Source organism: Candidatus Nitrososphaera sp. 86-2, assembly GCF_056726185.1.
The window spans coordinates 1,295,033-1,320,359 of record NZ_JBWZON010000001.1; the positions used below are offsets into that span (position 1 = coordinate 1,295,033).

The following is a 25,327-nucleotide window of genomic DNA, read 5'->3' on the forward strand; positions in this document are numbered from 1 at the left end:
GCGCGTCACTCTACTGGCTTGGACACCTTTCTGCTTTTTGCAACGAACCATATCGCGAACGCGGCGATGGCGACTGCTGCCGCAACGTCGAGGTATATCGAATAATGGTCGATGTTTTTCCAGTTGCTTCCAAGCTGCATCCCGGCGTACGTGAGCATCGAATTCCATATCAGCGAGCCGGCAAAAGTGTAGACGACGAATTTCTTGAAATTAGTCCTCCCAAGCCCCGCGGGAAGCGAGACATAAGTCCGGATGGCAGGAAGCAGCCTGCCCACAAACGACGTCCGGTCGCCGTACTTGGCAAACCACTGCTCGGTCAGCTCCAGATGGCGTTTCTTGAAAAGGATGTACCGGCCGTACTTTATGACAAACGCCCTGCCCACCTTCAGCCCGAGGTAGTACGTCAGAACAGAGCCGGCTAGGTTCCCAAGCGAACCGGCGAGCACGACTCCGATTATGCTCAGCTCGCCCTTTGCGACAAGAAAGCCGGAAAACGGCATGATGATTTCGCTCGGTATTGGGATGAGCGCGCTTTCAAGTAGCATAAGGCCGAATATCCCGAGGTAGCCGGCGCCGGCGATGAAAGACGTTATCGCTCCAACGATTGGCCCCAGGATTTCGAGAAGTACCAAAGCAAAACCTTGACGAAATTGTGCTGTTAATTATTTATCTCTATCGTGCTGCAAGTCAGGCGGCCTTTTTCTTCATGAGCATGTACAGGACGGCCTTTTGCGCGTGCAGCCGGTTTTCCGCCTCGTCCCACACCACGGACTGCGGACCGTCGATGACGTCGGCAGTTACTTCCTGCCCGCGCTTGGCTGGCAGGCAGTGCATGAAAATCGCATCCTTTTTCGCAAGCCGCATTATTCCGGCGTTCACCTGGTACTTTGGGAGGAACACCGCCTCCCGGGTCGCCCGCTCGCCCTCCTTGCCTATCGAGATGAAAGTGTCGGTGACGATGACGTCGGCGTCCTTTGCGGCAGTTGCAGGGTCTGCGGTAATCGTTATCCCGGCGCCGGTCTTTTTGCCCTCTGCCATGGCGGTTTTCACGATGTCTTCAGGGGGCTCATAGTCTGCAGGGCATGCAGCCGCCATGCTCATCCCGGTCTTTGCGCAAGCAAGCAAGAGGTCGTTGCAGACGTTGTCGCCGTCGCCAAGCCAAGCCACGCGCAGGCCATTTAGCTTTTTCTTGTGCTCTTGAATAGTCAGGAGGTCGGCAAGTATCTGGCACGGATGGAATGCGTCTGACAGCCCGTTGATGACCGGTATCGAAGCAGAGCTGGCGAGCTTTTGCACGTCGGCGTGGTCGTACACGCGTGCCATCAGGCAGTCGACATAGCGCGAAAGGGTCTTTGCCGTATCCTCTATCGTTTCGCCCCGGGCAAGCTGTATGTCTGTTGCTCCAAGGTATATCGCGCTCCCGCCAAGCTGGTTCATGCCCACTTCAAAACTGACGCGTGTGCGCGTCGACGGTTTCTGGAATATCATGCCGAGGGTTTTTCCGCGCAACAGTGGGCGGGCCTTTCCTGCCTTTTGTTCCCGCTTTAGTTGTGCAGCCAGTTTCAGTATGGCCTGCATGTCCGCGGCCGACAGGTCCTGTATGCTGAGCAGGTCGCGCTTGTTATTTGAGAAGGTCTTCGATGTCTTCATCTGTCAGGTATACAACCTCGTCTTTATTGCTGTCCTTATCATCTTTGCGCTTTTTCTTGTCCTTTTCCTCTTTCTCCTTACGCTTGCGCTCTTCCTCTTCGCGCTTTTTACGCTGATGGTCCTCGTCCTTTCTGCGCTGCTCTTCTTCTTTGCGCCGGCGCTCTTCCTCTTCCTCGCGCTTGCCCGATTCTTCGGCCTTGCGTCGTTCTTGCTCTTCTTCGCGCCTGCGCCGCTCTTCGCCACTGTCGTCCTTTTTGCGGCCAAATAAGCCTCCAAACCGGCTCTTCTTTTCCTCCTTTGGCTCTTCCCTCATTACAGGTTCCGGCGCGGGAGGCGAAGGTGGCGGTGGTGGAGGAGGAGGGCTTGCCTGCGCAGGCGCAGGAGAGGAGGGCGGAAGATCGCGGTCATCGTCCTTTGCAGGCTCTTCTACGCGCGGGGCAAATATCGGCGACGCGCTTGTAGCCGCCACTGCAGCTTCTGGCCGCGGCTCTTCTTCCTGCGCTTTTGGCTCTTCTCTCACCACAGGTTCCGGCGCGGGAGGCGGCGGGGATGGTGGTGGAGGAGGAGACGCGGACATCAGGTCCTGCACGCTCACAGCCGTACTTCCAAACAGCGACGTGATGAACTTGTCTGGGTCGAAAGGTATCATGTCATCGTAGCCTTGGCCGACTCCCACATAGGCAATCGGCTTGGAAGTGATGTGCGCTATTGAAATCGCGGCGCCTCCCTTGGCATCGGCATCTATCTTTGTGAGGATGGCGCCGTCAAAGCTGGCGTACTGGAAGAACTCGCGGGCCTGGTTTATCGTGTCGTTTCCCGCAAGCGAGTCGCCCACGAACAGCTTGATGTCCGGCTTGACCACGCGGACTATTTTGGACATTTCGTCCATGAGGTTCTTGGACGTCTGCATCCTGCCGGCGGTGTCTATCAAGACGGCGTCGATGTAGTGCTTTTTCGCATAGTCTACGGCGTCTCGGCCGACCGCCGACGGGTCTGCGCCATACCTCTGCGCAATCACTTTTAAGGAAAGCCGCTCGGCGTGCTGCGTCAGCTGCTCGATTGCGCCGGCCCTGTGCGTGTCGCCTGCCGCGACTACGACTGAAATGCCGCTCTTGCGCAGCAGGTTCCCAACCTTGGCGACCGTGGTCGTCTTGCCGGTGCCGTTGATGCCAAGAAACACGATAACAAACGGACCCTGCTTTGCCTCTTTTTTTGCCTGGATTTTCTCTATAATGTCAAGCCTGCCTGCGCGGGCAAATATCCCGGCAACAGTTTCCTGCAGTTTTGATTCGATTATCTGGCCGGCGTCCTGTCCCTTTTCCAGCTTTAGCCCAAGGAGGTCCTTTTTCAGCTTGGCAGACAGGTCGTCTACAACCTCCTGCGCAACGTCGCTTTCAAGAAGCTCTATCTGGAGGTCAAGGAGAGTCCCGTCGAGTATCTTTTCGTTTATCTCCTTCTGGCCGATGCTCTTTGCGGCGCCGGATAAAGCCTTCTTGAGCTTGTCAAACATCTCTATCGCACGTTCTGATATTAGCCCTGGCGCGACTGGGCGGCGCGGAGCATCATGTTCACCTGCTCCTGGACCTGCTCCATCTGCATTGCGATCTGCTGGCGCTGGCCTTCAAGCTGCCTCATGGCGACTTCGTACTCCTTTATTCGCGCCTCGACGTAGTTGAGCGCGTCGTCCCTGCTTTTTTCAAGAGTGACACCCGAGTTCCCGAGGCTCACCAAGAGTTTCTTTGCCGCCGGCACGCTCGTCTTGACATATACGCCTATTCCAACAGGCATGAGGGTCTCGCTGTCCGAGTCCGCGCTTATGCCCTGGATGGTGGCAGACGCGACTCGCGCCTCTTCAAGCATCTTGCCGACTGCCGCCTGGCGGTTCATGATGTCGTTCATGTACGCCTCCAGCACCCTGCCCTGCTGGACCATCTCGTTCAGCTGTTGTTCTAGCGCGTGGGCCTGCTGCTCGTGCCCGCGGGAATGTTCGTGGCCGCCGTGGGAATGATCATGAGGATGATCGTGATCGTGGTCATGATTATGCGAATGATCGTGAGAGTGCCCGGATGAATCGGTATGCATTTCTATCAACCTCACTGTCCCGGCACGATTTTTAAAGCTTTAGATCGTGGCGTTGTTAAAGCGCATGGCTTGCCGGATTGCTACTATTCCACATCTTCTTCTTCGAGCAGTGCAGTTTCAAACGCGACCGCCCTGTCAGGCTCGGACGCGTATATAACGTGGTGGTGATTCTTCAAGAGCCCCCGTATCCATTCATCCCTCATTGACTGCTCTATCCCGGAGATGTCGTAGTAGCACAACTGCGAATTGTCAAACTCTGCAAAATGCTCGTGGCCCGTTTTTTCCACGGTCATCCCCCGCTTCATCCCTTCTATCGTCGCCGTGTCCGTTATCGTCCTGCCGACAAACCGGTAGGGCGGCTTCATGCCCCTGACAGCTTGTTCCCTTATGCCTTTGAGAGTGCTCAGCGCGTCGAGCTTGTTCTCATCTGACTTTTCGATGTGGAAGATCCGTAGCGAGTTTTTCTTTTTGTACGAATCGACGTCAATGCCCTGTGCAGACAGCCTTGCCTCAATCTTTTCCGGCTCGTCTGGAGTGAAAAAGATGCACGATTCGCCTTTCCCAAGGCCGTTCTGCAGGTAGCGTGCTATTATCAGGTCCGCGTATTTCTGCTCGTCGTACAGGAGGACTAGGTGGTTGTTCCCCTCCAGCCTGTCAAGGAACTTTACCGGCCGGTAATCTTGTTGTTTGCCGCTCAAAAAATCTCCCTCCCTGAAACGTCCAGGTACTTTACCCCCATTTCAATCACAAAGCCCCTTATCCGGTCATAGTCCTGCAAAAAGTCCCGCCCCTTCTCGGTTATACCGAGAGGCGCCTGCGTTATCATTGCCTTGCCTTCCAGCTCGTCCAGGTACCGGGCAAGCTTGTCGTAGGCAAGGTTGCTCAGCGTCTGCACCCTCGTGGGTTTTGCCTCGCCGTTTGTCATTTCCAGCTTGATTGCGCTGAGGATGTCGTTGTATATCTCCATCTTGTTTCGCTTCGGCTTTGGCAAGCAACATTCGTGGCTCTCTCTAATTAATAAGCCTCCCCTTGGGGAGCAACGCCTTTTATGCCATGCACGAAAATACAGCCATGAACGACGCAAAATCTGCAATGCAAGAAACAGAAAGCCACCTCGAAGTCTTTTTTTACAGGGTGCCGAAAAAGAACCGCGCCGCCATCGAAGAAAACCTGAACAAGTTCAGGCCGTGGTTCAAGAACCAAGGAGTTGGACTGGAATACTATCGCCTTGGCGATTACTACAAGCCCATGGAAGGCATGGAAGGTCTCGCAGAGACGCTCTCGGCCTCTAAAGACGAGGACATCTGGGCGGAGCTGCAGCACTTTAGGGATTTCAAGCACCGCGAGCAAGTCTACGCGGTGATGATGCAGGACAAGAGCATAGAGCAGCTCGGAAGCGAGTTCTTTGGCCTCATCACGCAGGGAAAGAGCCTTGTCACAGGCGGGTTTGACCGCCTCAGGGCTTAGGCGCGGCAGGCATTCATGCACAGAACCTGCACGCGACTGTCATCATGATCAGCGTCGCAGTCGCTGCGTTTGCTTTTCCGTGCCAGTCTTTGTCTAGCTGCGAAACGTGAAAAAAGAGCGCTGAATAAAGGTGCTTTTAGACCTGCGAGACCTTGAGCATGTCGGCCATCCTGACTGCCATGCCGTACCGGTCTTCCTCGCCCTTCATGTGCCGGTAGATCTTTAGCATGTCCGGGCCGTGCCTTATCATGCTGAACTTGCCCTGTATCTTTAGCTGCACGAACTTGAAGATGAGCGAATATATCTCGAACTTTTTCATCACCGCGTCGCGGTACGCCTTTGGGTCGTGCATATTCTGTACGAACAGGTCGGCGCACCAGGTAGACGGGATGATGCCCTCGCCGAGGAGCGCAAACACCGTCCCTATTGACTCGCCGACTCCGACCGTTTTCCTGCCGTCGGTGAACGGCTCGCAGTTTGCAGGCGGGCTGATGCGCACCGGCCTGCCCACCTTTTTTATTACCTCGCACTCGTGCTTTTTCAAAAACTCTTCCACGAGCGGGTTGTGCGCCTTGGCAAAGTCGCCGGCGCCAATGTGCGCGTAGCCGTTTCCAAGCGGGAAATACCAGAAATAGCCAGTCATCGACGGAAACGCCTTCAGGTAAAAGTCGTCAAACGGCTCTCGCCCCGGCGTGTAGCGCACCTTGTACTGGACGCAGGGTATCCACAGCTCGTTCTCTAGACGTGGCAGGTAGTTGCGGTGAAAGCCTGTCGCGTCGATGATTACGTCGAAATCCGGTTCCAGCTCCTCCTTCCGGGGCGCCCTGCCGAACTTGATGTCAGTCCCTTTTATCATATCCTGGATGAGCTTTAACTTGTCGTAGCTGACCATCCCCTTTAATTTCAAATCGACATAATCGGATTTCAGGTCGACCTTCATGCTCCTGCCCTGATGGAGGACATAGTTGTCGAAATCCAGGCCGCAGTTTTTCGCAAGGCCGGACATGACGTTTTCGCATGTCGCCCACGCGCACACGGCGTCGTGCTGTTGCTCCGGCATACGCTCAAAGCCTGTCACGTGCACGTCGCGCATGTCGGAAAGCCGGTTCACGAGGTACGCGCCGGCCACGCCGATGCCCACGACTGCGACCTTCATCCTCGTGTGCCTGTTGGCCAAGTAGCAATAAAAACATTGGCAGAAGAGGAGAGAGTGAGAGGGAGAGAGGACATGTACACCACCAAATGGATTATCTAACGGCTCTGCAGAAATAGGGGCGTATTGTCAAAGCCGAAAATCCAGATGCCCGGCGCCGCCCGGGTCGGAATAGCCCTGCTTGTAGTCGGCGGCCTGATAGTTGGCCTTGGGACGTACTACGACAGGGGCGCAGTCTCGCTGTACGGGCTGGGTATGGTCGCCGGCGGCTTTGTGTTGTACATGGGCTCATCGATAAGGGCAAAGAGAAGGGTAAGAAGGAGCTAGCGAGACTGAAAAAAAAGAGACGGCAGGTCTCTTGGGGATTTAACGAACTAGTACAAGATAATCATAGAAGCGAGAGTAAGATAAGGAACTATATTCCAAGCAACCACATTCTTTTATTATTTCCTGCGCTATATAGTAGCATAGTTTTATGAGTCAGCTAGCACCTGACCACAAGAGAGAAGAAGAAGAGAAAGAGAAAACAGAGGTTCTCTACGGCGTCGAGAACGCAGTAGGCAGGGGAGTCAGGTTCATGTCGAACGTGAAAAAGCACATGGACATCTGTTTTGACAGCAAGGGGCCGTCCATAGTCGTCGGAGTCGACGCATACAGGAACGGGTACATCAACATCAGGAAAAAAGGCGGAAAGATAAGGGCCTTTACCGAAATCACCAAGGAAAATGTCCGCGATTGCAAGGAACTCATGAAGGTGGTCGATGAACTGCGCCACCTTGACGGTGTCAAGGGCGGAATAGCACTTAACGAAGACGAGTACATGGCGACTACGTGCTTGGAGGAAGGCAAGCCCCTGACGCAGGTCATCTACAGCGATGCCCCGGAAATGGTAAAACAGGGACAGTACATCTTTGACACTTTATGGAGCAAGGCCGTGCCGGCAGAACACAAGATAAGAGAGATTGAAGAGGGGATAGAGCCGGAAAAGACAGAAGTCATAACAGGCACGGAGCGCATAATCGACATTACGCTGCGAGGTTTTCTTGCCATAACAAAGAGGTTTGACAATTGTACAGATTATACCGGACCGCATGCATTCGTCAGGGTTGAGCCTATATTGAAAGGGCTTGTTGACCTTAAAAACAGAGGAATACTGCTAAGGTTCATCACCGAGATAACGAAAGAAAATGTTTCTGATTGCAAAGAACTAATGAAAATAGTCGAACTGCGCCACCTAGATAACGTTAAAGGTAATTTTGGAATAGCTGATGGAAGAGATTACCGAGCCAGCGCAAACGTCAAAAACGGGCAATCCCCGTCGCAACTTGTCAGGAGCACAATTCCGCAATTTGTAGAACAGCAGCAGTATTTCTTTGAAACCCTGTGGGAAAAGGCGACGCCTGCGGGACAGAGGATCAGGGAACTGCAGGAAGGCGTCTCGCCGGAATCAATCGAGACCATAACCGACCCTCGTAGGATCCAGAATCTGGCGTTTGAGCTCGCCTCTTCGGCCAGGAGCGAGATCCTGGGGATTTTCTCGACTTCAAACTCTTTCAGGCGCCAACAGCGCGCCGGATTGATACGGATGCTGGCAGAAATGACGAGAGCACAGGATGTGCAGATCAGGGTCATGACGCCGATTGACGACGCAATCAGAGATAGGATAGAGAAATTAAGAGGAAAACTGCAGCAAAAAATTGAGATCAGGAACCTCGAACCGCCCCTGCGGACCAGAATATCGCTCCTGATTGTGGATAGAAAATACTCGCTTGCGGTAGAAGTGAAGGACGACACAAAAGAGACCACTTTTGAAGCAATCGGCCTTGCCACGTACTCGAACAGCAAGGCCACGGTCTTGTCGTACGCCTCGATATTTGAGAGCCTGTGGAACCAGGCCGAACTGTACGAGCGGATAAGGCAGTTGTACGAGCAGCTGAAAACATACAGCGAAATGCAAAAGGAGTTCATCAACATCGCTGCCCACGAGCTGAGGACGCCCATCCAGCCGATAATCGGGCTGACAGAGATCCTGTGCCAGAAGGAAAGCAGCGGCGGCAGCGATGGTAGCAGCAGTGGTACTGGCGAATACCGCAAGCTGCTTAAAATCATCAACAGAAACGCAAACAGGCTGAACAGGCTCACAGAGAGCCTGCTGGACGTTGCAAAGATAGAGAGCAAGTCTCTGCGGCTGGACAAAGAAGTGTTCCTGCTAAACGACGTGATAGTGGATGTCGTCGCGGATGTGGAAAAGTCAATCGACGTTGACAAGGTAAGACTGTTGTTCCTGTGCCCCGGCAAGAGCATCTTCATAAATGCCGACAGGGGGAGGATAATCCAGGCAGTATACAACCTCGTGAACAATGCCGTCAAGTTCTCTGAGAGAGGAACGGTGTTTGTAACGCTTGAGGAAGAGACAAACGATGCCGGCCAGTTTATCATCATATCAGTCAAGGATTCCGGCGCCGGGATAGACCCCGAGATAGTATCGAAATTGTTTACCAAGTTTGCCAGCAAGTCAGAGAATGGAACGGGGCTTGGATTGTACATTTCAAAAGGCATCGTGGAAGCTCACGGAGGCAAGATATGGGCCAAGAACAACAATGAGGGCAGGGGCGCGACGTTCGCGTTCAGCCTGCCTCTTGCCGCAGGCAAACACGCGGATTGATAATTATTCTCTTGGGCGCGTTCCAGACTGGCTGGCATGTACGTACGCCAAGGCTGCAAAGGATAGCAAAAGAGGAGGTGCATGTGTGTGTCGTCAGGAAAGAAACAAAGATTGGATTGTTTTTTAAAAAAGCAGATCAGAGGCGCATGACATCATGTACCTCCGAAAGAACTACTGTCGAGCCGTCTCTGCCTACCACTGCCCTTACGAGGTTCACCAGCCCTTCTGCCTTGTCAGAGTCAATGATGGACACCACGGTTCTTCGATCAGAATTGCTGATTTCCATGTGTCCTGTTCCCCTTTGGATGTCGATTGTGTATTTTTGCTTCTTGCACCCACATGTTTTTGATTCGTAGATGCTGGCCTGCTGGTTCATCGTATCGAACGCCTCTATCACCTCTCCGCACATGTCCGTCGGTATGGTGAATTCGACTCTCATCTTGGCAGAAAGCGCCTTTTCCGACAGTTCTTGAGTGGCTGCGCGGGTTCTGAATTCCAAGTGATCTGGTTTTTCCACGAACAGGATTATGTGCCTGCACGAATTAAGCGTCGCTCACCGGCGGGTAACTGATCCGCTGATGCTTACCAACAGGTAACTGTTGTGCAGGTAACTGCTGCCTCAAGACGACTTTTTTTGCTTACTCTTGGCCAAAGACTTCGTTGATTTTTCTCAAGAAGGACTCTTTATCGACCGGCTTTTTCAGTATGTCTCCCATGGTGATCCCTGACAGGATGCTGACCATCTCCTTTGCCGCTTCAAGGGCGGATATGAAGATGATTTTGCATGAAGGATTCGTGGCCTTGAGGCTTTGATATAGCTGGAGCCCATTGAGTCCGGGCATCCTTATGTCGAGGATTACGAGGTCGTAGTAGGAAGAGGGCCTTGCGGTAAATTCACGCAGCGCACTGTATGCGTCCGAAAACGCCTCCACGTTGTAGCCTTCCGAGGTCAAAAAGTACTCATAAGTCAGTACTATATCTGGTTCGTCGTCCACTATCATGATATTGCGAGGCTTGTTTCCAGCGGTAGCGCTAACCGGGCCGGTCTGGGCAGGCTCCTTGATGATTTTTCCAGCTCTTGATGACGACAATAAAGGGCGACTGGACGGCTGCTGTTTTTGTTGTTTCTCCTTCTTCTCTTCTTTATCCTGATAGCCTCCTTTGGCTGGCCGGCGTTTGTTGTCCATGCTGACAGCAACAGCCACCGTTGTATCTGTGGACGCATCTAGCAATTTGGCGCTAACCTGCCTTCCGACTTCGGTGATGGAAATGCAGTCTCCTTTGTCGGAGGAGCCCATCTCTATCCATCCAAGCAGTTTCAGCATCTTGATGTACCTCAGGCAGACGTTGTAGTTCAAGCCTGTTTTTTGGGCAAGGTTGGTCTTGTTTATCTGCCCACCTGCCTCCAGCGTATCGAGCATCCTCTTTGTGACGTCAAAGGAAAACGAGCCAGAGACCCCTTCTCTATGCGCGACCATCTGTCAATGCACATGATATTGTACGTGACATGTGCATTTATGATTAGCGTGTGTGTATGTGTGCCTTTATGACACATGCGCAGTCTCACTGTACGGGCCTGGCACATGGCGGCCGGCGGCTTGGCAATAGCCTGAAATAGTGGTATACAATGCTTCTTCCTGCGTCAAACTAGGAGATCGTTCCTGCCGTGTTTTATCCTGTCGTCGATTTCCTTCAGCATCCAGTCCTGGTACGTTTCGGCCCTGAAAGGTATGAACACCTCCACCCCTTTGACCCCATCCAGCGATTCAATCCTTTTCAGCGCAGGGTCGATGTCGAACATGCTCCGGGCGATGAGCTGCCAGGTCACCACGTCCTGCTGGATAACCATCGGAAAGGCCATGACAAAGTTCTTCTCCAGCTCTTCGTGTATCTGCCTGCTGGCTTTTTGGCTGTTTTTCCCCTCCAGCCGGATGACCATCCCGAACCTGACATATCCTTGCATCTTTGTCGGGTCGGTGTAGATTCTAAAGTCCATTATCCGGTTCTCCTTCATTTTTGCAAGCCTGCTGCTCACCGTCTTGGAGCTGACTGCGACTCTTTTGGCTATCTCAGAGATCCCCATCCTCGGGCTGGCCATCAGGCATTTCAGTATCGCAAAATCTGTTTCTCTCAGTTCCTGTCTTACCGGAGGGTATCGTCCTACGATGCAGCTCTTGATGATGGCCGGTTTTAGCGCGTCAGCAAGCAGAGAAACTCGCTCTTCTTCCCGCTCCCTTATGGCAACTATGATCAGGGAAATCCCGCCGATGCAGTCCAGCTTTGTCACCGGCTCGCCCAGCAGCCGGAGGCGGCTCAAAGTTTCTCCCATGGTCTTGCTGTCTCTGATTATCAGATGGCAGATTTTGTGATACCCAAAGACTGCGGGGTTTACGGACATTACAAACGCGTTGATGACGCCAGTTGAAACCATCTTGTCAACCCGCGTCTTTGCGGCATTTTTGCTCAATCCTACCGAAGCCCCGATGCTCCTGTACGACACCCTGCAATCCCGGAGCAGCATGCGAATTATGTTGATGTCTGTTTTGTCAAATGTGGGAGCTTTTGCCAATGAAATTCAGTACATAATGGCAATTATTATATCCCGATTTCTGTTTTGGTCAGTTTCACTTGACCCGGATTTATTAATTTTAATGCAATACCCAGCGGCATGGCAAACAACAATGGGACGGCGTACGCCGTCGTCGGAGCATCAGGCAACACCGGCAGAATAGTTGCCGAACAGCTGCTGGCATCAGGCAAGAAGGTAAGGGCGATTGGCAGAAACGCGGATCATCTGAAGTCTCTGGTGGACAAGGGGGCAGAGCCATTCGTCGCCTCTGTCGAGGACGAATCCGCGCTGACCAAAGCCTTTACCGGCGCGCGAGCCGTTTATTCAATGATCCCGCCCAACATGGCGGCAGCGGATCGGACCTCTTATATTGATAGAGTCGGAGAAGCCCTTGCAGGTGCCATTGCAGACGCGCACGTCCCATACGTGGTCAACCTGAGCAGCATGGCGGCCAACAAAGGCGAACAGGGGTTCCAGAGAAGGATGTACGAGCAGGAGCAGCGGTTAAACAGGCTTCCAGACGCCATCAATGTCGTCCACCTGCGCCCTCCAATGTTCATGGAAAATTTCCTTGCATCCATCAATGCCATCAAGAAGGCGGGCGTCATCGCTTACCCTATCAAGCCCGACATCGGCATTCCAATGATTGCGACGCAGGATATCGCGTCAGAAGCGGCAAGGCTGCTGCTTGGTTTGAATTTCAGCGGCAAATCCACGAAAACTCTGCTTGGACAGAGGGACGTTTCCATGGCAGAAGCTACCAGGATAATCGGCAGGGCGATAAACAGGAACGTAAGGTATGTGCAGGTTCCTTATGATGAACACATAAAAACTCTGGTACAGGCAGGAATACCTCTCGACGTAGCAAATACGCTGACTGGATTATATCGGCGCATGAATGAAGGGGTGGCCATCCTTACAGAAAAGAGAACGAGCGAAAACACCACCCCGACATCATTTGAGCAGTTTGCGCAGAAATTCGCGGCCATCTACAACAACAACAGTAACGATAGCGAGGCCCAGTAAAGGAGAATCAAGAATAACATAGTGGCAAAGACCAACATAGTCAAGGAAAATCAAAAGTGATGGCGGCGGCTGCTGCCATCATAACCTAGGACTGCCTGTCACGTCATCTTTTCCTCTTGCTTTGCCGATGCCTCCTCTTTAGCAGCAAAAAGAGAAGGCCGGCGACACGAACGACATTATTCCATGTAGACGGCCGGCTTGAATGGTCTTGCAAACTTGGCTTTGGCCTTGGGGTCGTATTTTGAAGCGTCGTCTTCGGCGTATACGAGCACTTCTGCTCCGTTGAACTCGTGCGATAAAAGGCCGGCGGCGTCCTTGACGGCAGAGCTCTCGTCAAAGCCTTTCAGTGCCGTGCGCCTGGTGCGCGCCTCAAGTGGCGTCGAGAGTATGTCGTCCTGCATCTTTTTGACGAGGTTAGGGTCCGACTTTATCTTTGAAGTGTCAGGGTTTGCGATAAGCTGCTTCATCATGTCGCCAAAGTTCGTCTTGCCGGCCGTGACGTTTTCAAGCACTATTTTGTAGGCATTGCTTTTCCAGCCGGCGCCCGTATAGATTACAATTTTCTTGGGTGCGATTTTCGTCACCTTGACAATGTTGGCAATGTCGGCGACGAGACCCTGTACCAGAAATTCCGATTCTTCTGCCACAGAGTCTGTCTTGCTCTCGTCGGCCGCCGGCCAGCCTGCGGCGGTTATCATCTCTTTGCTTCCGAGTCGCTCCCACACCTCCTCTGCGGTAAACGGCGCAAAGGGGGCAAGCATCTGGACCTGCGCCTTGACGTACTCTTTGAGTGCAGACGCGACTGCAAGCGAATTTTCCCGGCCCTTTGCGCGCACGCGCCTGTCGTACCACTGCAAGTCTTGCTCCAGTGTATAGAGTATATGGTGTATGGATTCTCTGACGCGCAGCCTGTCCATAGACTCGGCAGTCTGCGCCGCGGTGCGCACGAGCCTGCTTGCGAGCCACCGGTCTTCCACCTGCTCTGCCGGCACATGCCCTGCGCCTTTCACTCTCTCAGCCATCTCAAAGACGCCTGCAAGTTTAGACTTTATTCCCCTCGCAGTGTCGAAGGAAAAGTCGGCGTCCTGCAGTATCTCTGCCGAGACCAGCATCGCCAGGCGTATAGTATCGGCCCCATGCTCCCGTATAGCCGCGCGCAATGGGATGATGTTGCCAAGCGACTTGCTCATCTTTTTTCCTTCCATGAGCACCGAGCCATTGACGACTATTTGCCGGGGCCAGTTGTCCCTTTCAAAGATGGCGACGTGGTTGAATATGAAAAACGAGAGATGGTTTGGCACGAGGTCGCGTCCAGAGTGGCGCGAGTCGACTGGATAGAAGTACTGAAACTCGGCGCGTATCTTTTCTATTGCAGGCACGCCGGATTCTTTGGCGACTTGGCTTGCGTCGCCCTGCCCAAAAAGCACGTAATCAAAGAACGAGTCAGAGATTGTCTCGGCGTTGGGTATCGTCCTGTCGTTGACATACTTGGCTATCGTGTAATAGGCCATATAGATTACAGAGTCAGACAAACTTTCGATTATCCATTCCGGGTCCCACGGAAGCTTCGTGCCAAGGCCCGACTTGCGTGCACACGCCCTTTCGCGCAGCCAGTCGACGACGTAGTCGAACTCTTGGCGGATGTCCTGTGGCACGATGTCCATCTTTTGGATGCACTCGTGCGCAAGTGCCTTCCACTCTTTGTCTCCGTAGTTGAGGAACCACTGGTCGCTCAACAGCTTGACGACGCATTCTGTCCCGCACCTGCACCTCACCGGCTTGTTCGTTAGCTCATACATGACAGATGTCAGGCCGGCGGAAGCTATCTCGGCTTTCAATTCCTCCTTTGCCACCGACACGGGCTTGCCGGCGTACTTGCCAGTGTTTTCCATCATCCTGCCCTTGTAGAACTCGTGCGAGTACAGATCGCTGGTAGCCTTTTCCGGCCTGTCGCTTCCTGCAGGAGCCTTGGCTATCGCCTCTGCAGCAGGGATAGCAGAATAGCCTTCTGACTCGATTATCTTTATTGGTTCTGCAACTGCGGTTATGCCGTATTTCTGCTGAATTGCAGTATCGCTTTTCAGGTCTGCAAGGGCCTGATAGTCGTACGGCGCGTGCGCCGGGACGGACATCACTATCCCCGTCCCGCTGTCAGCCTCTACGAACGATGCGGGATACATCGGCACCTTGGCGCCGTTGAGCGGGTTTGTCAGCTGCCAGCCGACCATCTCGCCACCCTTGATTGTCCTAGTTATCTCTACTACGTGGTTGAGAAATTCCAGCTTGCGCGCAGCCTCCCTGCTCACCACCCAGCGCTCCCCGTCTACCTTGGCCTCGACGTACTCGACATCAGGGTTGACCCACATGTTGGTGACGCCAAACAGCGTCTCTGGCCTCAAGGTCGCCGCAGGTACTACCAGCCCGCTGTCGTCGTGCGCAAATTTTACAAGCACGTATTCGGTGAAATCCGGCTCGACGTCGCCCATCGTGTCGTGCTGGCTCACAGGATTCTGGTCGCGTGGGCACCAGCCCACTGGATGCGATCCCTGCACGATGAGCCCTTTCTTCCGGAGCGTGCGGAACTGCCACGAGATGAATTTTGAATATACCTTGTCAATCGTGGTGAACTCGCGGCGCCAGTCCATTGAATATCCCATCTCCTTCATGCCCTGCTTGATCTCGTTGTGGAAGTAGCTGGCTATCTTCACCGGCTCGACAAACGTGGCGATGATGTCGTCCGTCAGTTTGTAGACGTTGTGGAAGGTGTCAAGCAGGTCCTTGTCGCCGGCAGCGACTCTGCGGGACATGCCAAGGATTGGAGTGCCCGTGTAGTGAAAGCCCATCGGAAAGAGCACGTTGTAGCCTTTCATGCGCATGTAGCGGGCGTGCGCGTCTGCAAGCGTGTACGTCCGGCCGTGGCCGATGTGCTGGGGAGAGTTCGGGTAGGGGTACGCGACTGTGACGAAATATTTTTTTCTTGAAGGGTCAGGGTCTGCCTGGAAGAGCTTTTGCTCATCCCACCTCTTGATCCATTTTTCCTCGATCTGGTGCCAGTCGCTTCCGCTCATTATAAAATCATCATGCCTTTTTTGCTGCCGCTACCATCTCTTCGGCTGAAAGGAGGGCTTCTTTGATCTTTTCCTTCAGCCGGCCACCGCCCTGCCCAAAGCGGTCGTCTCCGCCTCCAGAGCCACCGAGCTTGGCTGACACCTGCTTGGCTATCGCGCCTGCCTTTGCTTTCTTGCTCGCCTTTTCGCCTGCAAACACGATAACTCTCATCCCGGCACCCTTTGCGACAAGCGCCACGTACACGAGCGACGGGTCAACCTCTATCGCCTTTTCCCCTACTGCAATGTGATAATCCTCGTCCAGCTCCTCGTCGTACGTGCTGTACAATTTGACATCGCCGAGGTTCTTTGCCTGCTCTGATGCGCCCTTTGCCATGGTCTCTGCCACCGTGCGGAGCATTATACGCATCTTTTTCTTGGCGGACTCGGCGTCGTCCATCGCCTTTGTGAATGACTCTAACACCTTTTCCCTGCTTGAGCCTAGCGCCTGTGCTATGGTCGATAGCTGCGCTTCCTGGTTCTGCATGTAATTGACAGCGGCCTCGCCTGCCACGAATTCCAGGCGCACTACGCCGTCCTGGATTCTTTCAGACTTTACTATCTTTATCAGCCCGATTTCGCCGGTGCGCCTTACATGCGTCCCGCCGCATGCCTCGATGTCCCAGTTGTCGATGTTGACGATGCGCACGTTGCTTGTTGGCACGACTCCTCCCTGGTAAATCCGGAAACTGTATTTCTGCTCGGCGTCGCCCCTGTCGTAGAATTTTATGTCCACCGGCAGATTCTTGCGCACGGCAATGTTTGCAGTCTGCTCTATCCTTTGCACGTCCTCCTTTGAAAGCGCGGAATGGTGCGTGATGTCGAGCCGGCCATAGTTTTCCTCCTTGAAGGCCGAGTTCTGCCATACCCAAGAGCCTAGGTTGTTCCTTGCAGACGAGTTGATGACATGTGTGGCAGTGTGGTGCTTGGTCACCATGTCGCGCCTGCGCCCGTCCACGATGCCTTTCACGGCCTGCCCTTCCTGTAAATTGCCACCTTCTATCCTGTGGACCACAATGTCTGCCTGCTTTGTCACTTCAACGACCTTGGCGCCGGAAATCTCGCCCGTGTCCGGCTCTTGCCCACCTCCTCGCGGGTAGAACGCCGTTCGGTCAAGGACGGCATATTTGCTATCCACTACCTTGAGCACCTTGGCGTCAAACTCGCGTATCGACTCGTCCATGTAGTAGAGAAGCTCCGTGGCAGGCAGTCCTTCGAGGCCGCGCACCGGTTTGGCCTTTTCCGTGCCGCCGGCGACGCTAGTGTGCAGCTCTGCAAGTTTCGTGTAGAACGTGGAAGGCACAGTAGAGATGACTCCCTGCTCTGCAAGATAGTCGGGCGTTATCCCGTCTGACTCGTACAGCCTGATGAGGTCGGCGACTTCGAGCTCGCCGGATTTCTTTGTCTTTAGCGACGCCACTATGCCGTTCATGCGCTCGCGCGAGCCGGAATAGCGGCTGGATTCCAGCCCGAGGATTGTGCGCACGTCCTCCCGGTGCTCCTCAAGCTCTGGATACATCTGCTTCAGGTAGTCTATCTGGATGCCGGCGACATCCTCCAGCTTGACGTTGTTCCAGTTCAGGCGCTCCAGTATTGATAGAGCTCTTCTGAGTATAACGCGCAGGTTGTAGCCCCCGCCCACGTTTGACGGGAGCGCGCCGTCGGATATGGCAAAGAGCAGCGTGCGCACGTGATCTGCGACCGTGTACACGGCCTCGTGCGGAGCGACCATCTTGGCAAGCTGGTCGTACGAAAGGCCCATCTCGCGGGCAAGTATTGCTTTTAATTCCTTGACATTTCCCTCCGTCGTTTCGAGTTTCGACGCGACTGCGCCAAAGTACTTTGACAAAAACTCTGCGTTGCGGTCTGTCCCCGTCATGTCCAGCATTTTTCCAAGGACGGGCCCAAAGCAGCAGTCATAGCTGGTGGGAGTGCCCATCGTAACCCACGAAAAGCGCTCCAGGCCGGCACCCATGTCTATTATCTTGTTTTTCATGACGCGATAGTTGTTTTCGTCGCCCTCAAACTCTGTAAAGACGGCGTTGCCAAGTTCAAGGCCGCGCACGAAATATTCAAGCGAGTAGCCAAACGCACCGGCGCCCATCCACACGTCTTCGACGAACGTTATCTCTTCCGGCCTTATCCCAAGTCCCTGCGTGAGCATACCATAGTCGAGCTCTATGCAGCGGTCCTTCCAGTAACCGCCCGGGGCGTCGGCGTTGCAGGTCTGGCCTATCATGCAAAAGCCGGTGTAATGCCGGCCGGAAAGCCCGACGTTTTCAATGTCGTTGAAACGGAGGCACATCTGCGGCACCACGAGCGGGTTTGCAGGCAATTCAAACACCACCTGGTTGTTCATGACGCGCTGGAAATCAACAATCGACGCTATCGTGAAATACAGGTCGTCGCGCCACCTGCACACTACGGGGTAGCGCCTGACTATCTCGTGGTCGTTTTTTGCAAAGAATTTCTCAGTCTCTTTCCACGCGCCGACATAGTCGAGGCGCTTGTCGGTCGGCGGCCTGCCAATAAAACCGTAATTTTCGTGGTCCGGGCACGACTGTCTGTCCATGAGCGTCCAGAAATGCTTGCCGCATAGGTTGCACTGCCTGCGCTGGAACCCCATCTGGTCAAACAGCGCGACCTTGTAATAGCGGTCAGGGTTTTGTGAAAACATTGCGGCGAGTTCTTTCTTGCCCAAGTGTATGTTCTCTCGTGTATTCTTGCTGTTATCGCTGGCTATGCGGTATTAATGCTTTCGTTGAAAATGAAAAAGAGACGTTCACGCTTTTGCAAGCGTGCTTTCGATGAACTTTAGATACGACTCTTTTGGCATCGCGCCGATGGTCCGGCCGATTTCCTTGCCACCCTTGAAGAGGATAAGCGAGGGGATTGACTGGACTCCGTACTTCATCGCGATCTCTTGGCTTTCATCCACGTTGAGCTTGGCGACTTTGATCTTGCCAGCCATTACCTTGGCTATCTGCTCCACCGCGGGGCCGACCATCCTGCACGGCCCGCACCACTCTGCCCAAAAGTCGACGAAAACCGGGAGGTCTGACTTGATAACCTCAGAGTCCCACGTCTTTGTGTTGACGTGCGAGACGTTGTTTGTGGTACTAGTTTCCATGGCATTTCATTGTACAAGACGGTATTTTAACGATCAGCGTCCGCCGAGGCCAAGCGAGACAAATTCAGACACCAGCTTGATAATAAAGGCAATGCCCCCCACCGCCCCGAGGCCAAGACCTACCAGGCGCAAGTGCTGGGTATAGTCTTCTCTGCTAGTCTTCTTGGTCAGCCGGAGGGTCTGGATAATTTCCCCTATCTTGCGCTCGACCATCGACATATTATGCGCAAAGATGACTCCATGCGCTATATAAAACATCGGATTAAGATTAAACAAACAGGCGGCCTGTCTTGCGATTACTTGCTTATCGTGCGTCAAATCGCTATCCCCTGTGGCACGCTTTTTTGTGCCCGCGCAACACGAACTGGATGAGCTGCTCCCAGTCGGCCTCGTCAGCGGTCCTTGCCTTTTCTGCTTCTGCAGGGAGCGCGTTGCACAGGTTGCACGGTACAGAGTGCGACATTTCTTGCCGGTGTGAGCTTGAATCAGAAAATTCTGTCATTTGTCTCTTCCCCTTCTAATTTTTCTATTTTGGACCATTGCAGCGACGCTTTCTTGCACTTGTACCCTTTGGCAGATTGCAACTTTATTATATTAAAGTTTCCTGTAGATAGCTATCGAAAATTCATTTTATTACATGGGCGGTGCATCTACATGATGGCGCATTCGCCCAAATGGGGGCTGGTGTACATGCTTGCCCAGACGTATGCGCTGGACATGCTCGAAGCGGTGAGCAAAAAGCCGTTGCGGTTCACCGACCTTGAAAGCCACAGCCCAAACGAGAGAACCAGGTCGCAGCGGCTCAAGGACCTTGAGGACGCCGGCCTGATAACGACCATAAGCCTGAAGACAAACAAGAGATACTTTGTTCACTATACTGCCACGAACAAGGGCAGGCAGGTGCTGCAAAAGGCAAGAGAGCTTGCGGATATGGCCTAGATAGATGGAAGTAGCTGTGGCAAGCTAGCGGGATATCCCGGCCTGCTGTGCGGTGTAGAGCGGCTCCTTCTCGGTGCGCTGCATCTCGACAAAGGTCTCGGTGTTCTGTATGCCCTCTATCTTGCCGATGCGCTCGATGACCACGTTGTGCAGCTCTTCAAGCGTGTGCGCGCTGACCGTCACTATCATGTCGAACCTGCCGGTCACCTCGGACACGGATCTCACCTCCGGGATCTTTAAGAGCTCGCCGTGGATGGGCTCCTTCAGCTTGGGGTCGCGGTTTATGCCGACTGTCGCCTTGACGTTTATGCCGAGCATACTCTCGTTGACGACGACCGTGAATTTCTTGACCAGGCTGCGCTTGGACAGGCGCTTTATCCTGCTGTACAGTACGGACGCGTTTATGTTCAGCTTTTTGGAAAGACGTGGTACAGAAATGCTGGCGTCCCTTGTGAGTTCGGACAAAATCCTCATGTCAAGCTCGTCAAACTTGTGCAAACTCTCTCTACCTCCCTAACCTTTGGCGGCTGTGTTAATAAATGTAATTCTGCGCCGATTACGATGCTAAAATGTGATTACTTGGTCTGGCAATTTTGGATTTCTGAAAAAACTCGCGCCGTCCTGGCCAACTTTAGCTTGCCTGTGCGCAAAAAATAAGGAGTGGGTCTCTCACTGGATCTTGTAAGCAGAGAGCTCCTTGTACAGAAGGTTCAGCGACACCTCGGCGCCATTGAACCCTTCGACGAGCATCTTGGGCACCTTGTATTCCCGGCCTGAACCCTTGTAGATGGTCACGGTGTCTGCGTCGTCGGCGATTATGGTGCCCACGTCTACCATGTCCTTGGAGCGCACGTTCTTGTGCATGACCCTTTCCCAGTTGAGTACCGCTGGCTCAGACATGCTCTATATCAATATTACATACTGCAAACGGATATTTAAGAATAGATGATTGTTCTCTATTCAAACACATAATTCTTTGATAAACATCCTATAATATAAGAATAATTATGCTTAAATAATCAGGCAGAGATAGAAAAGTGCCATGTACTTTATGGACACCTACGCCGAGTATGCGACGTTCGCAATAGCCGTGCCTCTCGTGCTGTGGTTCGTTTACACGCACTGGAGGGAGCTTAAGGGGCTGTCGCTGCTTGAAAGAAAAAAGGCGGCCGCGTAGCCGAGGGACAGCAAGTATTATATAATTTACAGGACTGATTTTCTGCAAGCACATGTTTGGAAAGGGCGGAATAAAGCCGGGCGAGTTTGTCTTTGTCGCGCAAAAGGACGGCCAGTACAGCAAGATAGTGATAGGCAGGGTGCAGGCGATAAACGGAAGCCGCGTCCACATTGTCGGGACGGCCATCCGCCCGTCGGGACTCATCGAAAGGGCAAGTGCTGGTAAAGCCGGCGACCGCTCAAAGCAGGTGCTAGGCAACCCCGATCCGAACAACTGCGTCTTTATGCTCATCGACCGCGTCGAGACTGCGCCGTTCAACCAGGAGGTCGACCAGGCGGCCGACCGCGTGATATGGATAAACCAGAACCGCTACCTAGTGCTTGACGGCTGGATAAAGGAGAACCTGCCAGAGATCTTTGCAGCGGCCCTGAATGCACCGGCAGAAGAAGACAGGCAGAGCGCAAAACTGGCGCTGCGCGAAAAGATGAGCGCGCTGTACGAGCGCGACCTGAAGGACCACGTGTACGCGGTCGCAAGGGGCGCTCATCTGCTGTAGCAGTATCGCAGCATCATTATCAAGCCTTTTTGCCACAAGCCAAGAATTCATCATGCAGCTTCATCGACAAGCTCGCGCCAGTTCAGCCCAACAAAAACAGAGTAATCGCTGATGTCGCGCTGTACGAGCGGTATTGCTGCAGGCAAGAACACGAGCCCGGCAGTGGCCAGCCTGTTCACCATAGAGGCATTTCTGCCCGTATGTGTTGAATTTTTACCCAAACGAGCGGATGAACCATGTAGCGCAAGAGTTAAGTTTGAGGTTCTGCACAGGTAATGCGTGTCGTTCTTTGGACCGCCGGGCGGCAACGGCCCGACTTTTGACGCCAAAAAGTACGGTACTTTGACTATGGCCATCAGGCAGACAGTCCTTGAAAGGGCGCGCAACCGCTGCCAGAAATGCTCCACAAAGTTCGGCCCGTCAATCGAGCCGCACTTTGAGCACATCAACGGGGGCAAGAAGGACAACAGGCCGCAGAACCTGCGCGCGCTGTGCCCAAACTGCTACAAGGCAGTAGAAGAGCGCGAGAACAAGAAAAAAGGAGTCCTTGGCGGCCTGCGCAAGGCTCTCGACAAGGTTCCAGTAGATTTCAAGAAATAAAAAATTGCGCAAGGTTATCTTAAAATGTGATACCGGAGGACTCGCAGAGGATAATATGCCGGCAAGACAGGTGTGGAAAAAGTGCACATTCTGCAACAGCGGGAGAAAGATGTGCTTTGCGTGCAGTGGCTCGGGCAAGGTCTCTCCCGGATGGCAAAAATGCTACGACTGCAACGGTTTTGGAAGCGTGCTCTGCACCAACTGCGGAGGGAGTGGCGGCTGGCGCGAAAGTACGTGGATCGAAGAAGAATAGATATACCACTACTATTTGCCGTGTTGCTTTGTAGTCGTAGTCACTATCTTGTCAAGGATGTAGGCCAATCCTTCAAGGTTCTCCTCCGTGTAGGGCGCTGCATAGATAAGCTGCGTGTACTGCGCGCGCACGCTCGTCCTGATAAGAAAGCGAGGTTGTCCTGAAATCTTGGCGGCATAATCGGTAGCGTCGTCGTTTGACCATATTTCAAAGACAGGAATTCTGGTTTGGATGTAGTGAGCACATTATCCAGCTATATGTGATTCTGTCTCACATGAGAAAGCTATCTTGAGGGATTTGCTCAATAACGGAGGCGCGCCTGCTTGTAATTTGTATATAATGGATTTCTCTGTATATAATTGCATAAACCTGCAAGCTCCTCCCATGCGCACCCGGGCTCGAAAACCTGCAAGGGCGAGTAGAGCCCTTTTTCAGTTAAACATTAGGTACGTGCTCTAATATGACATGTAATCCCACTAGCGGCGTAAACTCTTGATAATTTGTCTAGACTGTGTACTAAATATGGTTATTAATATCATATTAATCTCCATTATCGGCAATTGATGTGGGACATTAACGGTCTGATTGACAAGCTGCTCGAAGTGCGTGCAGTTGAAAAGCAGAGAAGAGGCATCACGTTTACGGTGTCTTTCCGGAGGTTCCTCGTATGTAGCCTGCGCGGCAACCAGACAAAGGCAGAGACGCTCGAAGGGTGGCGTATCATACTTGCCGACTACAACTGTTCGCTTGTCAGCCTGTCTGCAGAAGAGATAGGAGCTACAGTCGTGCTTTTGGATTATTATTTCCAGAACGTCAAGGCGGCTGCCCCGGACGGCCGATAGTACCGTAAAACTTGAAAACACAAGTGCACGCGCGAAATCAGAGATGCGCCCTCAGGATTTTGGGATTATCTCCATACAGTCGGCAAGGTCGCCGGTCCTCAGTCCCGCGGCGTTCCTGTCGAGGAGAAATTCCATGCACAGACCTTCGCAAATGTCTGCAAGGATCTTTTTTCCAGGTTCCCCAAGCATCCCCACGAACGCGCGCTCGAAAAGATCTGGCCTTTTTATTATCGCAGTACGGGCGTCCATTTCGCCCAGATAATCCTCCACTATGATGTCCATAAGTGCGGGAAAGACAACAGGGCCAAAGGTCTTTTCCAAGCTGCCAAGTATCGTCTCTGCCAGAGTTTCAGCATTCACCATAACAAATCCGTGTCCCCTCTTCTCTCACGCACAAGAAGCAAATCTTGATACCGATTTATCTTTTTTGGTACAGTAGCATAGAGTCCCACGTAATAGAAAGTTTTCAGCATTGATTCTTCTAGAAGTTACGATATCTGATAAGGATTGTTTTTTGGCGCGTGCGTTAATATGGAAGCGCAAAGGCGAAAAATAGCAGTGTCGAATGATTCAATCCGCGAGGCTCTGTACGAGCGCCTTCGCTCTTTTGGGATAAGCGTTGACATTTTCAGAAACTTCAACCTCACAGACGAAGAGCTCACGGACTTTGTGAACAGGTTGACAAAGCTCATGAAAAAACGCGGCACCTTTATCGTCCTGTAACTTGCATATTTGCGACGACAGGTTTTCAGACGCCATTGCGCCAGCTAGGCGCGTAATGCGTCAGCGCACGACGTGGAGGGCGCAGAAATCCTGCGTTACATAGTAGTTTCTGACAGAATCAAACGCCACACCTATCCCTTCGTTGTGGAAGGACTTGGACAGGATGTTTTGCCTGTGGCCCGAGCTGTTCATCCAGGCATCGACTATCCTGCTTGCAAGATATTCTTCTGTTATTGTACGGGTGGTGCCAAGGCGGTAAATGTTTTCCCCGCTTCCCTGTTTGCATATGTACCCAGCGCTGCTGTACCGGAACGTGTACCTGTGCCCTTCGAGATCATCGTGTGAGAAATAGTGCCGGTTGGCCATGTCCTTCGAATGGCCCAAGGCTATATTGGCGAGGGCAGGATCCCATTCAAGAGCCCCGCGGCCAAATTTGGCGCGCTGCTCGTTGATTTTCTGATGAACAAGCTCGGCCGTCTTGGCCAAGTCTATCTTGGAAGAAGAAGAGGAAGAAGGCGCCAGAGTTTGGGTGGTTATCTTTGCCACTTCTTCGGTTTGCGCACCACTAGCACTTTTTGCGTCGCTCGCAGAAGACATCATGGCAGAAAAGGAACCCAGAGATGCCATGTTATATGCAAATGCAATGCCGAGCATTGCCGACACGATGCCTATAGACAGCCATACTATGGCTTTCACTAGAAAGAGATTACCTAGTAAAACTATAAGATCTTTTTTCGTATCTCTTTCTATTAGATTCTAGTACGCAAAAGGTCAAGTAGAGCCTTGCATATTTCAGCGGGTAATTTGATGAAATCAGGCCGCATTCCAAACCCTAGACTGCATGACCTGCGCCGGTTACGCCGAGCAAGGCTGGCGTTTCCCCGGGCTGTCCAGTCAAAACCGTAAGATATTCTTCCATGTCGGGTTGTGACCCACCACCAGCACCACTTTGAGGTCATCCGGCAGCCGGCACAGGACGTTCAGGTATTCCTCCGGGTCCGACGTGTATATCGATTCGACGCGGGTGATCTGCCGTACGTCATAGCCGCAGGATTTCGATACCGCGGAAGCCGTGTCATGGACGCGAGTAGCGTAGAGCTGAGGATGGCATCAGGCATCAGGTTTTCTTCTTTCAGCAGCCTTTCCATGCGCAGCGCGTCGCGTTTTCCGCGCTTGTTCAGCAGCCTGTCGCAGTCGGCAAGCTCGGGACGCTTCCAGCTCGACTTGGCATGACGCAGTAAAAGCAGCGTTTTTGCCATCAGGTGCCACAATGATGACGCAGCCTATCTGGAATTTATCCGTGGGGCTGCTGTGACGCTATTGCAAGCCCCTAATATACCAGAACAACCATCTAAGAGCTGGTGAGCAATTCGCCTAAAACTTGCTGT

At 53.0% G+C, this 25,327-nt stretch carries 32 protein-coding genes; 11 read left to right on the top strand and 21 right to left on the bottom strand.

Annotated features, from left to right (window positions below):
* Window positions 1-5: 5 nt before the first annotated feature.
* The 6 genes from ACYOR7_RS07885 to ACYOR7_RS07910 all read right to left on the bottom strand — a co-directional run bounded on the left by ACYOR7_RS07885 (window position 6) and on the right by ACYOR7_RS07910 (window position 4,723).
* Complete coding sequence (locus ACYOR7_RS07885; protein ID WP_479913569.1) at window positions 6-632, bottom strand: DedA family protein; 627 nt, start codon at window positions 630-632, stop codon at window positions 6-8.
* Window positions 633-687: 55 nt separating this feature from the next.
* A complete protein-coding gene (gene argF, locus ACYOR7_RS07890) occupies window positions 688-1,650 on the bottom strand; it encodes an ornithine carbamoyltransferase (protein ID WP_294804867.1) in 963 nt (320 codons plus the stop codon).
* On the bottom strand, window positions 1,622-3,160 hold the full coding sequence (gene ftsY / locus ACYOR7_RS07895) for a signal recognition particle-docking protein FtsY (RefSeq protein ID WP_479913570.1): 1,539 nt from the start codon (window positions 3,158-3,160) through the stop codon (window positions 1,622-1,624). Before ftsY ends, argF begins: the two co-directional genes overlap by 29 nt.
* Window positions 3,161-3,180: 20 nt before the next feature.
* The gene (pfdA, locus tag ACYOR7_RS07900; RefSeq protein ID WP_479913571.1) at window positions 3,181-3,732 is read right to left on the bottom strand and encodes a prefoldin subunit alpha; all 552 of its coding nucleotides are present in this window, start codon (window positions 3,730-3,732) and stop codon (window positions 3,181-3,183) included.
* A gap of 83 nt (window positions 3,733-3,815) precedes the next feature.
* Window positions 3,816-4,430, bottom strand: a complete 615-nt coding sequence (locus tag ACYOR7_RS07905; RefSeq protein WP_294804861.1) for an MEDS domain-containing protein — start codon at window positions 4,428-4,430, stop codon at window positions 3,816-3,818.
* Entirely contained in the window at window positions 4,427-4,723 is a 297-nt protein-coding gene (locus tag ACYOR7_RS07910; RefSeq protein ID WP_294804859.1) for a winged helix-turn-helix domain-containing protein, read from the bottom strand. The genes ACYOR7_RS07905 and ACYOR7_RS07910 overlap by 4 nt, the downstream gene beginning before the upstream one ends.
* A gap of 62 nt (window positions 4,724-4,785) precedes the next feature.
* On the opposite strand from ACYOR7_RS07910, the gene ACYOR7_RS07915 reads away from it, so the two are divergent.
* On the top strand, window positions 4,786-5,199 hold the full coding sequence (locus tag ACYOR7_RS07915; protein ID WP_294804857.1) for a DUF1428 family protein: 414 nt from the start codon (window positions 4,786-4,788) through the stop codon (window positions 5,197-5,199).
* Window positions 5,200-5,335: 136 nt separating this feature from the next.
* Here ACYOR7_RS07915 and ACYOR7_RS07920 read toward each other — a convergent pair whose 3' ends face one another.
* Window positions 5,336-6,376, bottom strand: coding sequence for an NAD(P)/FAD-dependent oxidoreductase (locus ACYOR7_RS07920; RefSeq protein WP_294804856.1), 1,041 nt, complete (start codon window positions 6,374-6,376; stop codon window positions 5,336-5,338).
* Between the two features lie 102 nt (window positions 6,377-6,478).
* Here ACYOR7_RS07920 and ACYOR7_RS07925 point away from each other — a divergent pair, with 102 nt between their 5' ends.
* Window positions 6,479-6,679: a hypothetical protein gene (locus ACYOR7_RS07925; protein ID WP_294804854.1), complete on the top strand. Its 201-nt coding sequence runs from the start codon at window positions 6,479-6,481 to the stop codon at window positions 6,677-6,679.
* A 148-nt stretch (window positions 6,680-6,827) separates the two neighbouring features.
* Entirely contained in the window at window positions 6,828-9,017 is a 2,190-nt protein-coding gene (locus ACYOR7_RS07930; RefSeq protein WP_479913572.1) for an ATP-binding protein, read from the top strand.
* A 136-nt stretch (window positions 9,018-9,153) separates the two neighbouring features.
* On the opposite strand, the gene ACYOR7_RS07935 is transcribed toward ACYOR7_RS07930, so the two are convergent.
* The 3 genes from ACYOR7_RS07935 to ACYOR7_RS07945 all read right to left on the bottom strand — a co-directional run bounded on the left by ACYOR7_RS07935 (window position 9,154) and on the right by ACYOR7_RS07945 (window position 11,586).
* On the bottom strand, window positions 9,154-9,534 hold the full coding sequence (locus ACYOR7_RS07935; RefSeq protein WP_479913573.1) for a hypothetical protein: 381 nt from the start codon (window positions 9,532-9,534) through the stop codon (window positions 9,154-9,156).
* Between the two features lie 121 nt (window positions 9,535-9,655).
* Complete coding sequence (locus ACYOR7_RS07940; protein ID WP_479913574.1) at window positions 9,656-10,495, bottom strand: response regulator; 840 nt, start codon at window positions 10,493-10,495, stop codon at window positions 9,656-9,658.
* A 164-nt stretch (window positions 10,496-10,659) separates the two neighbouring features.
* A complete protein-coding gene (locus ACYOR7_RS07945; RefSeq protein ID WP_479913575.1) occupies window positions 10,660-11,586 on the bottom strand; it encodes an Lrp/AsnC family transcriptional regulator in 927 nt (308 codons plus the stop codon).
* A 99-nt stretch (window positions 11,587-11,685) separates the two neighbouring features.
* On the opposite strand from ACYOR7_RS07945, the gene ACYOR7_RS07950 reads away from it, so the two are divergent.
* Entirely contained in the window at window positions 11,686-12,612 is a 927-nt protein-coding gene (locus tag ACYOR7_RS07950; RefSeq protein ID WP_294804844.1) for an NmrA family NAD(P)-binding protein, read from the top strand.
* Window positions 12,613-12,788: 176 nt separating this feature from the next.
* Here ACYOR7_RS07950 and leuS read toward each other — a convergent pair whose 3' ends face one another.
* From leuS to ACYOR7_RS07975, 5 genes are all read right to left on the bottom strand, one after another.
* Entirely contained in the window at window positions 12,789-15,680 is a 2,892-nt protein-coding gene (gene leuS / locus ACYOR7_RS07955) for a leucine--tRNA ligase (protein ID WP_294804842.1), read from the bottom strand.
* Between the two features lie 10 nt (window positions 15,681-15,690).
* The gene (gene alaS, locus ACYOR7_RS07960; RefSeq protein WP_479913576.1) at window positions 15,691-18,420 is read right to left on the bottom strand and encodes an alanine--tRNA ligase; all 2,730 of its coding nucleotides are present in this window, start codon (window positions 18,418-18,420) and stop codon (window positions 15,691-15,693) included.
* A gap of 81 nt (window positions 18,421-18,501) precedes the next feature.
* On the bottom strand, window positions 18,502-18,849 hold the full coding sequence (gene trxA, locus ACYOR7_RS07965) for a thioredoxin (RefSeq protein WP_294804838.1): 348 nt from the start codon (window positions 18,847-18,849) through the stop codon (window positions 18,502-18,504).
* A gap of 33 nt (window positions 18,850-18,882) precedes the next feature.
* Entirely contained in the window at window positions 18,883-19,068 is a 186-nt protein-coding gene (locus tag ACYOR7_RS07970) for a hypothetical protein (RefSeq protein ID WP_294804836.1), read from the bottom strand.
* A gap of 103 nt (window positions 19,069-19,171) precedes the next feature.
* Entirely contained in the window at window positions 19,172-19,351 is a 180-nt protein-coding gene (locus ACYOR7_RS07975; RefSeq protein ID WP_479913577.1) for a hypothetical protein, read from the bottom strand.
* A gap of 152 nt (window positions 19,352-19,503) precedes the next feature.
* Here ACYOR7_RS07975 and ACYOR7_RS07980 point away from each other — a divergent pair, with 152 nt between their 5' ends.
* A complete protein-coding gene (locus tag ACYOR7_RS07980; protein WP_294804832.1) occupies window positions 19,504-19,788 on the top strand; it encodes a winged helix-turn-helix transcriptional regulator in 285 nt (94 codons plus the stop codon).
* Between the two features lie 24 nt (window positions 19,789-19,812).
* Here the strand turns inward: ACYOR7_RS07980 and ACYOR7_RS07985 are convergent, their stop codons facing one another.
* Both ACYOR7_RS07985 and ACYOR7_RS07990 read right to left on the bottom strand, forming a co-directional pair.
* A complete protein-coding gene (locus ACYOR7_RS07985) occupies window positions 19,813-20,262 on the bottom strand; it encodes an Lrp/AsnC family transcriptional regulator (RefSeq protein ID WP_366137428.1) in 450 nt (149 codons plus the stop codon).
* A gap of 195 nt (window positions 20,263-20,457) precedes the next feature.
* Window positions 20,458-20,688, bottom strand: a complete 231-nt coding sequence (locus ACYOR7_RS07990) for a hypothetical protein (protein WP_294804828.1) — start codon at window positions 20,686-20,688, stop codon at window positions 20,458-20,460.
* A 142-nt stretch (window positions 20,689-20,830) separates the two neighbouring features.
* Here ACYOR7_RS07990 and ACYOR7_RS07995 point away from each other — a divergent pair, with 142 nt between their 5' ends.
* Both ACYOR7_RS07995 and ACYOR7_RS08000 read left to right on the top strand, forming a co-directional pair.
* On the top strand, window positions 20,831-20,965 hold the full coding sequence (locus tag ACYOR7_RS07995; protein ID WP_294804826.1) for a hypothetical protein: 135 nt from the start codon (window positions 20,831-20,833) through the stop codon (window positions 20,963-20,965).
* Between the two features lie 52 nt (window positions 20,966-21,017).
* On the top strand, window positions 21,018-21,521 hold the full coding sequence (locus tag ACYOR7_RS08000; protein WP_479913578.1) for a hypothetical protein: 504 nt from the start codon (window positions 21,018-21,020) through the stop codon (window positions 21,519-21,521).
* Between the two features lie 50 nt (window positions 21,522-21,571).
* Here ACYOR7_RS08000 and ACYOR7_RS08005 read toward each other — a convergent pair whose 3' ends face one another.
* Entirely contained in the window at window positions 21,572-21,703 is a 132-nt protein-coding gene (locus tag ACYOR7_RS08005) for a hypothetical protein (protein ID WP_479913579.1), read from the bottom strand.
* 97 nt (window positions 21,704-21,800) lie between these two features.
* Between ACYOR7_RS08005 and ACYOR7_RS08010 the strand changes: the two genes are divergently transcribed.
* The 3 genes from ACYOR7_RS08010 (at window position 21,801) to ACYOR7_RS08020 (ending at window position 23,216) form a co-directional block, all read left to right on the top strand.
* Window positions 21,801-22,121: an HNH endonuclease family protein gene (locus tag ACYOR7_RS08010; protein WP_294804815.1), complete on the top strand. Its 321-nt coding sequence runs from the start codon at window positions 21,801-21,803 to the stop codon at window positions 22,119-22,121.
* Window positions 22,122-22,176: 55 nt separating this feature from the next.
* Window positions 22,177-22,374, top strand: a complete 198-nt coding sequence (locus ACYOR7_RS08015; RefSeq protein ID WP_294804813.1) for a hypothetical protein — start codon at window positions 22,177-22,179, stop codon at window positions 22,372-22,374.
* Window positions 22,375-22,934: 560 nt separating this feature from the next.
* Window positions 22,935-23,216, top strand: a complete 282-nt coding sequence (locus tag ACYOR7_RS08020) for a hypothetical protein (RefSeq protein ID WP_294804811.1) — start codon at window positions 22,935-22,937, stop codon at window positions 23,214-23,216.
* Between the two features lie 51 nt (window positions 23,217-23,267).
* Here ACYOR7_RS08020 and ACYOR7_RS08025 read toward each other — a convergent pair whose 3' ends face one another.
* Window positions 23,268-23,579: a hypothetical protein gene (locus ACYOR7_RS08025; RefSeq protein WP_479913580.1), complete on the bottom strand. Its 312-nt coding sequence runs from the start codon at window positions 23,577-23,579 to the stop codon at window positions 23,268-23,270.
* A gap of 195 nt (window positions 23,580-23,774) precedes the next feature.
* On the opposite strand from ACYOR7_RS08025, the gene ACYOR7_RS08030 reads away from it, so the two are divergent.
* Window positions 23,775-23,939 carry a hypothetical protein gene (locus ACYOR7_RS08030; protein ID WP_479913581.1) on the top strand — a complete coding sequence of 55 codons (165 nt, stop codon included), beginning with the start codon at window positions 23,775-23,777 and terminating at the stop codon, window positions 23,937-23,939.
* A gap of 60 nt (window positions 23,940-23,999) precedes the next feature.
* Here ACYOR7_RS08030 and ACYOR7_RS08035 read toward each other — a convergent pair whose 3' ends face one another.
* Both ACYOR7_RS08035 and ACYOR7_RS08040 read right to left on the bottom strand, forming a co-directional pair.
* On the bottom strand, window positions 24,000-24,539 hold the full coding sequence (locus ACYOR7_RS08035) for a CAP domain-containing protein (protein WP_294804805.1): 540 nt from the start codon (window positions 24,537-24,539) through the stop codon (window positions 24,000-24,002).
* A gap of 380 nt (window positions 24,540-24,919) precedes the next feature.
* Entirely contained in the window at window positions 24,920-25,198 is a 279-nt protein-coding gene (locus ACYOR7_RS08040; protein ID WP_479913582.1) for a SixA phosphatase family protein, read from the bottom strand.
* Window positions 25,199-25,327 lie beyond the last annotated feature (129 nt).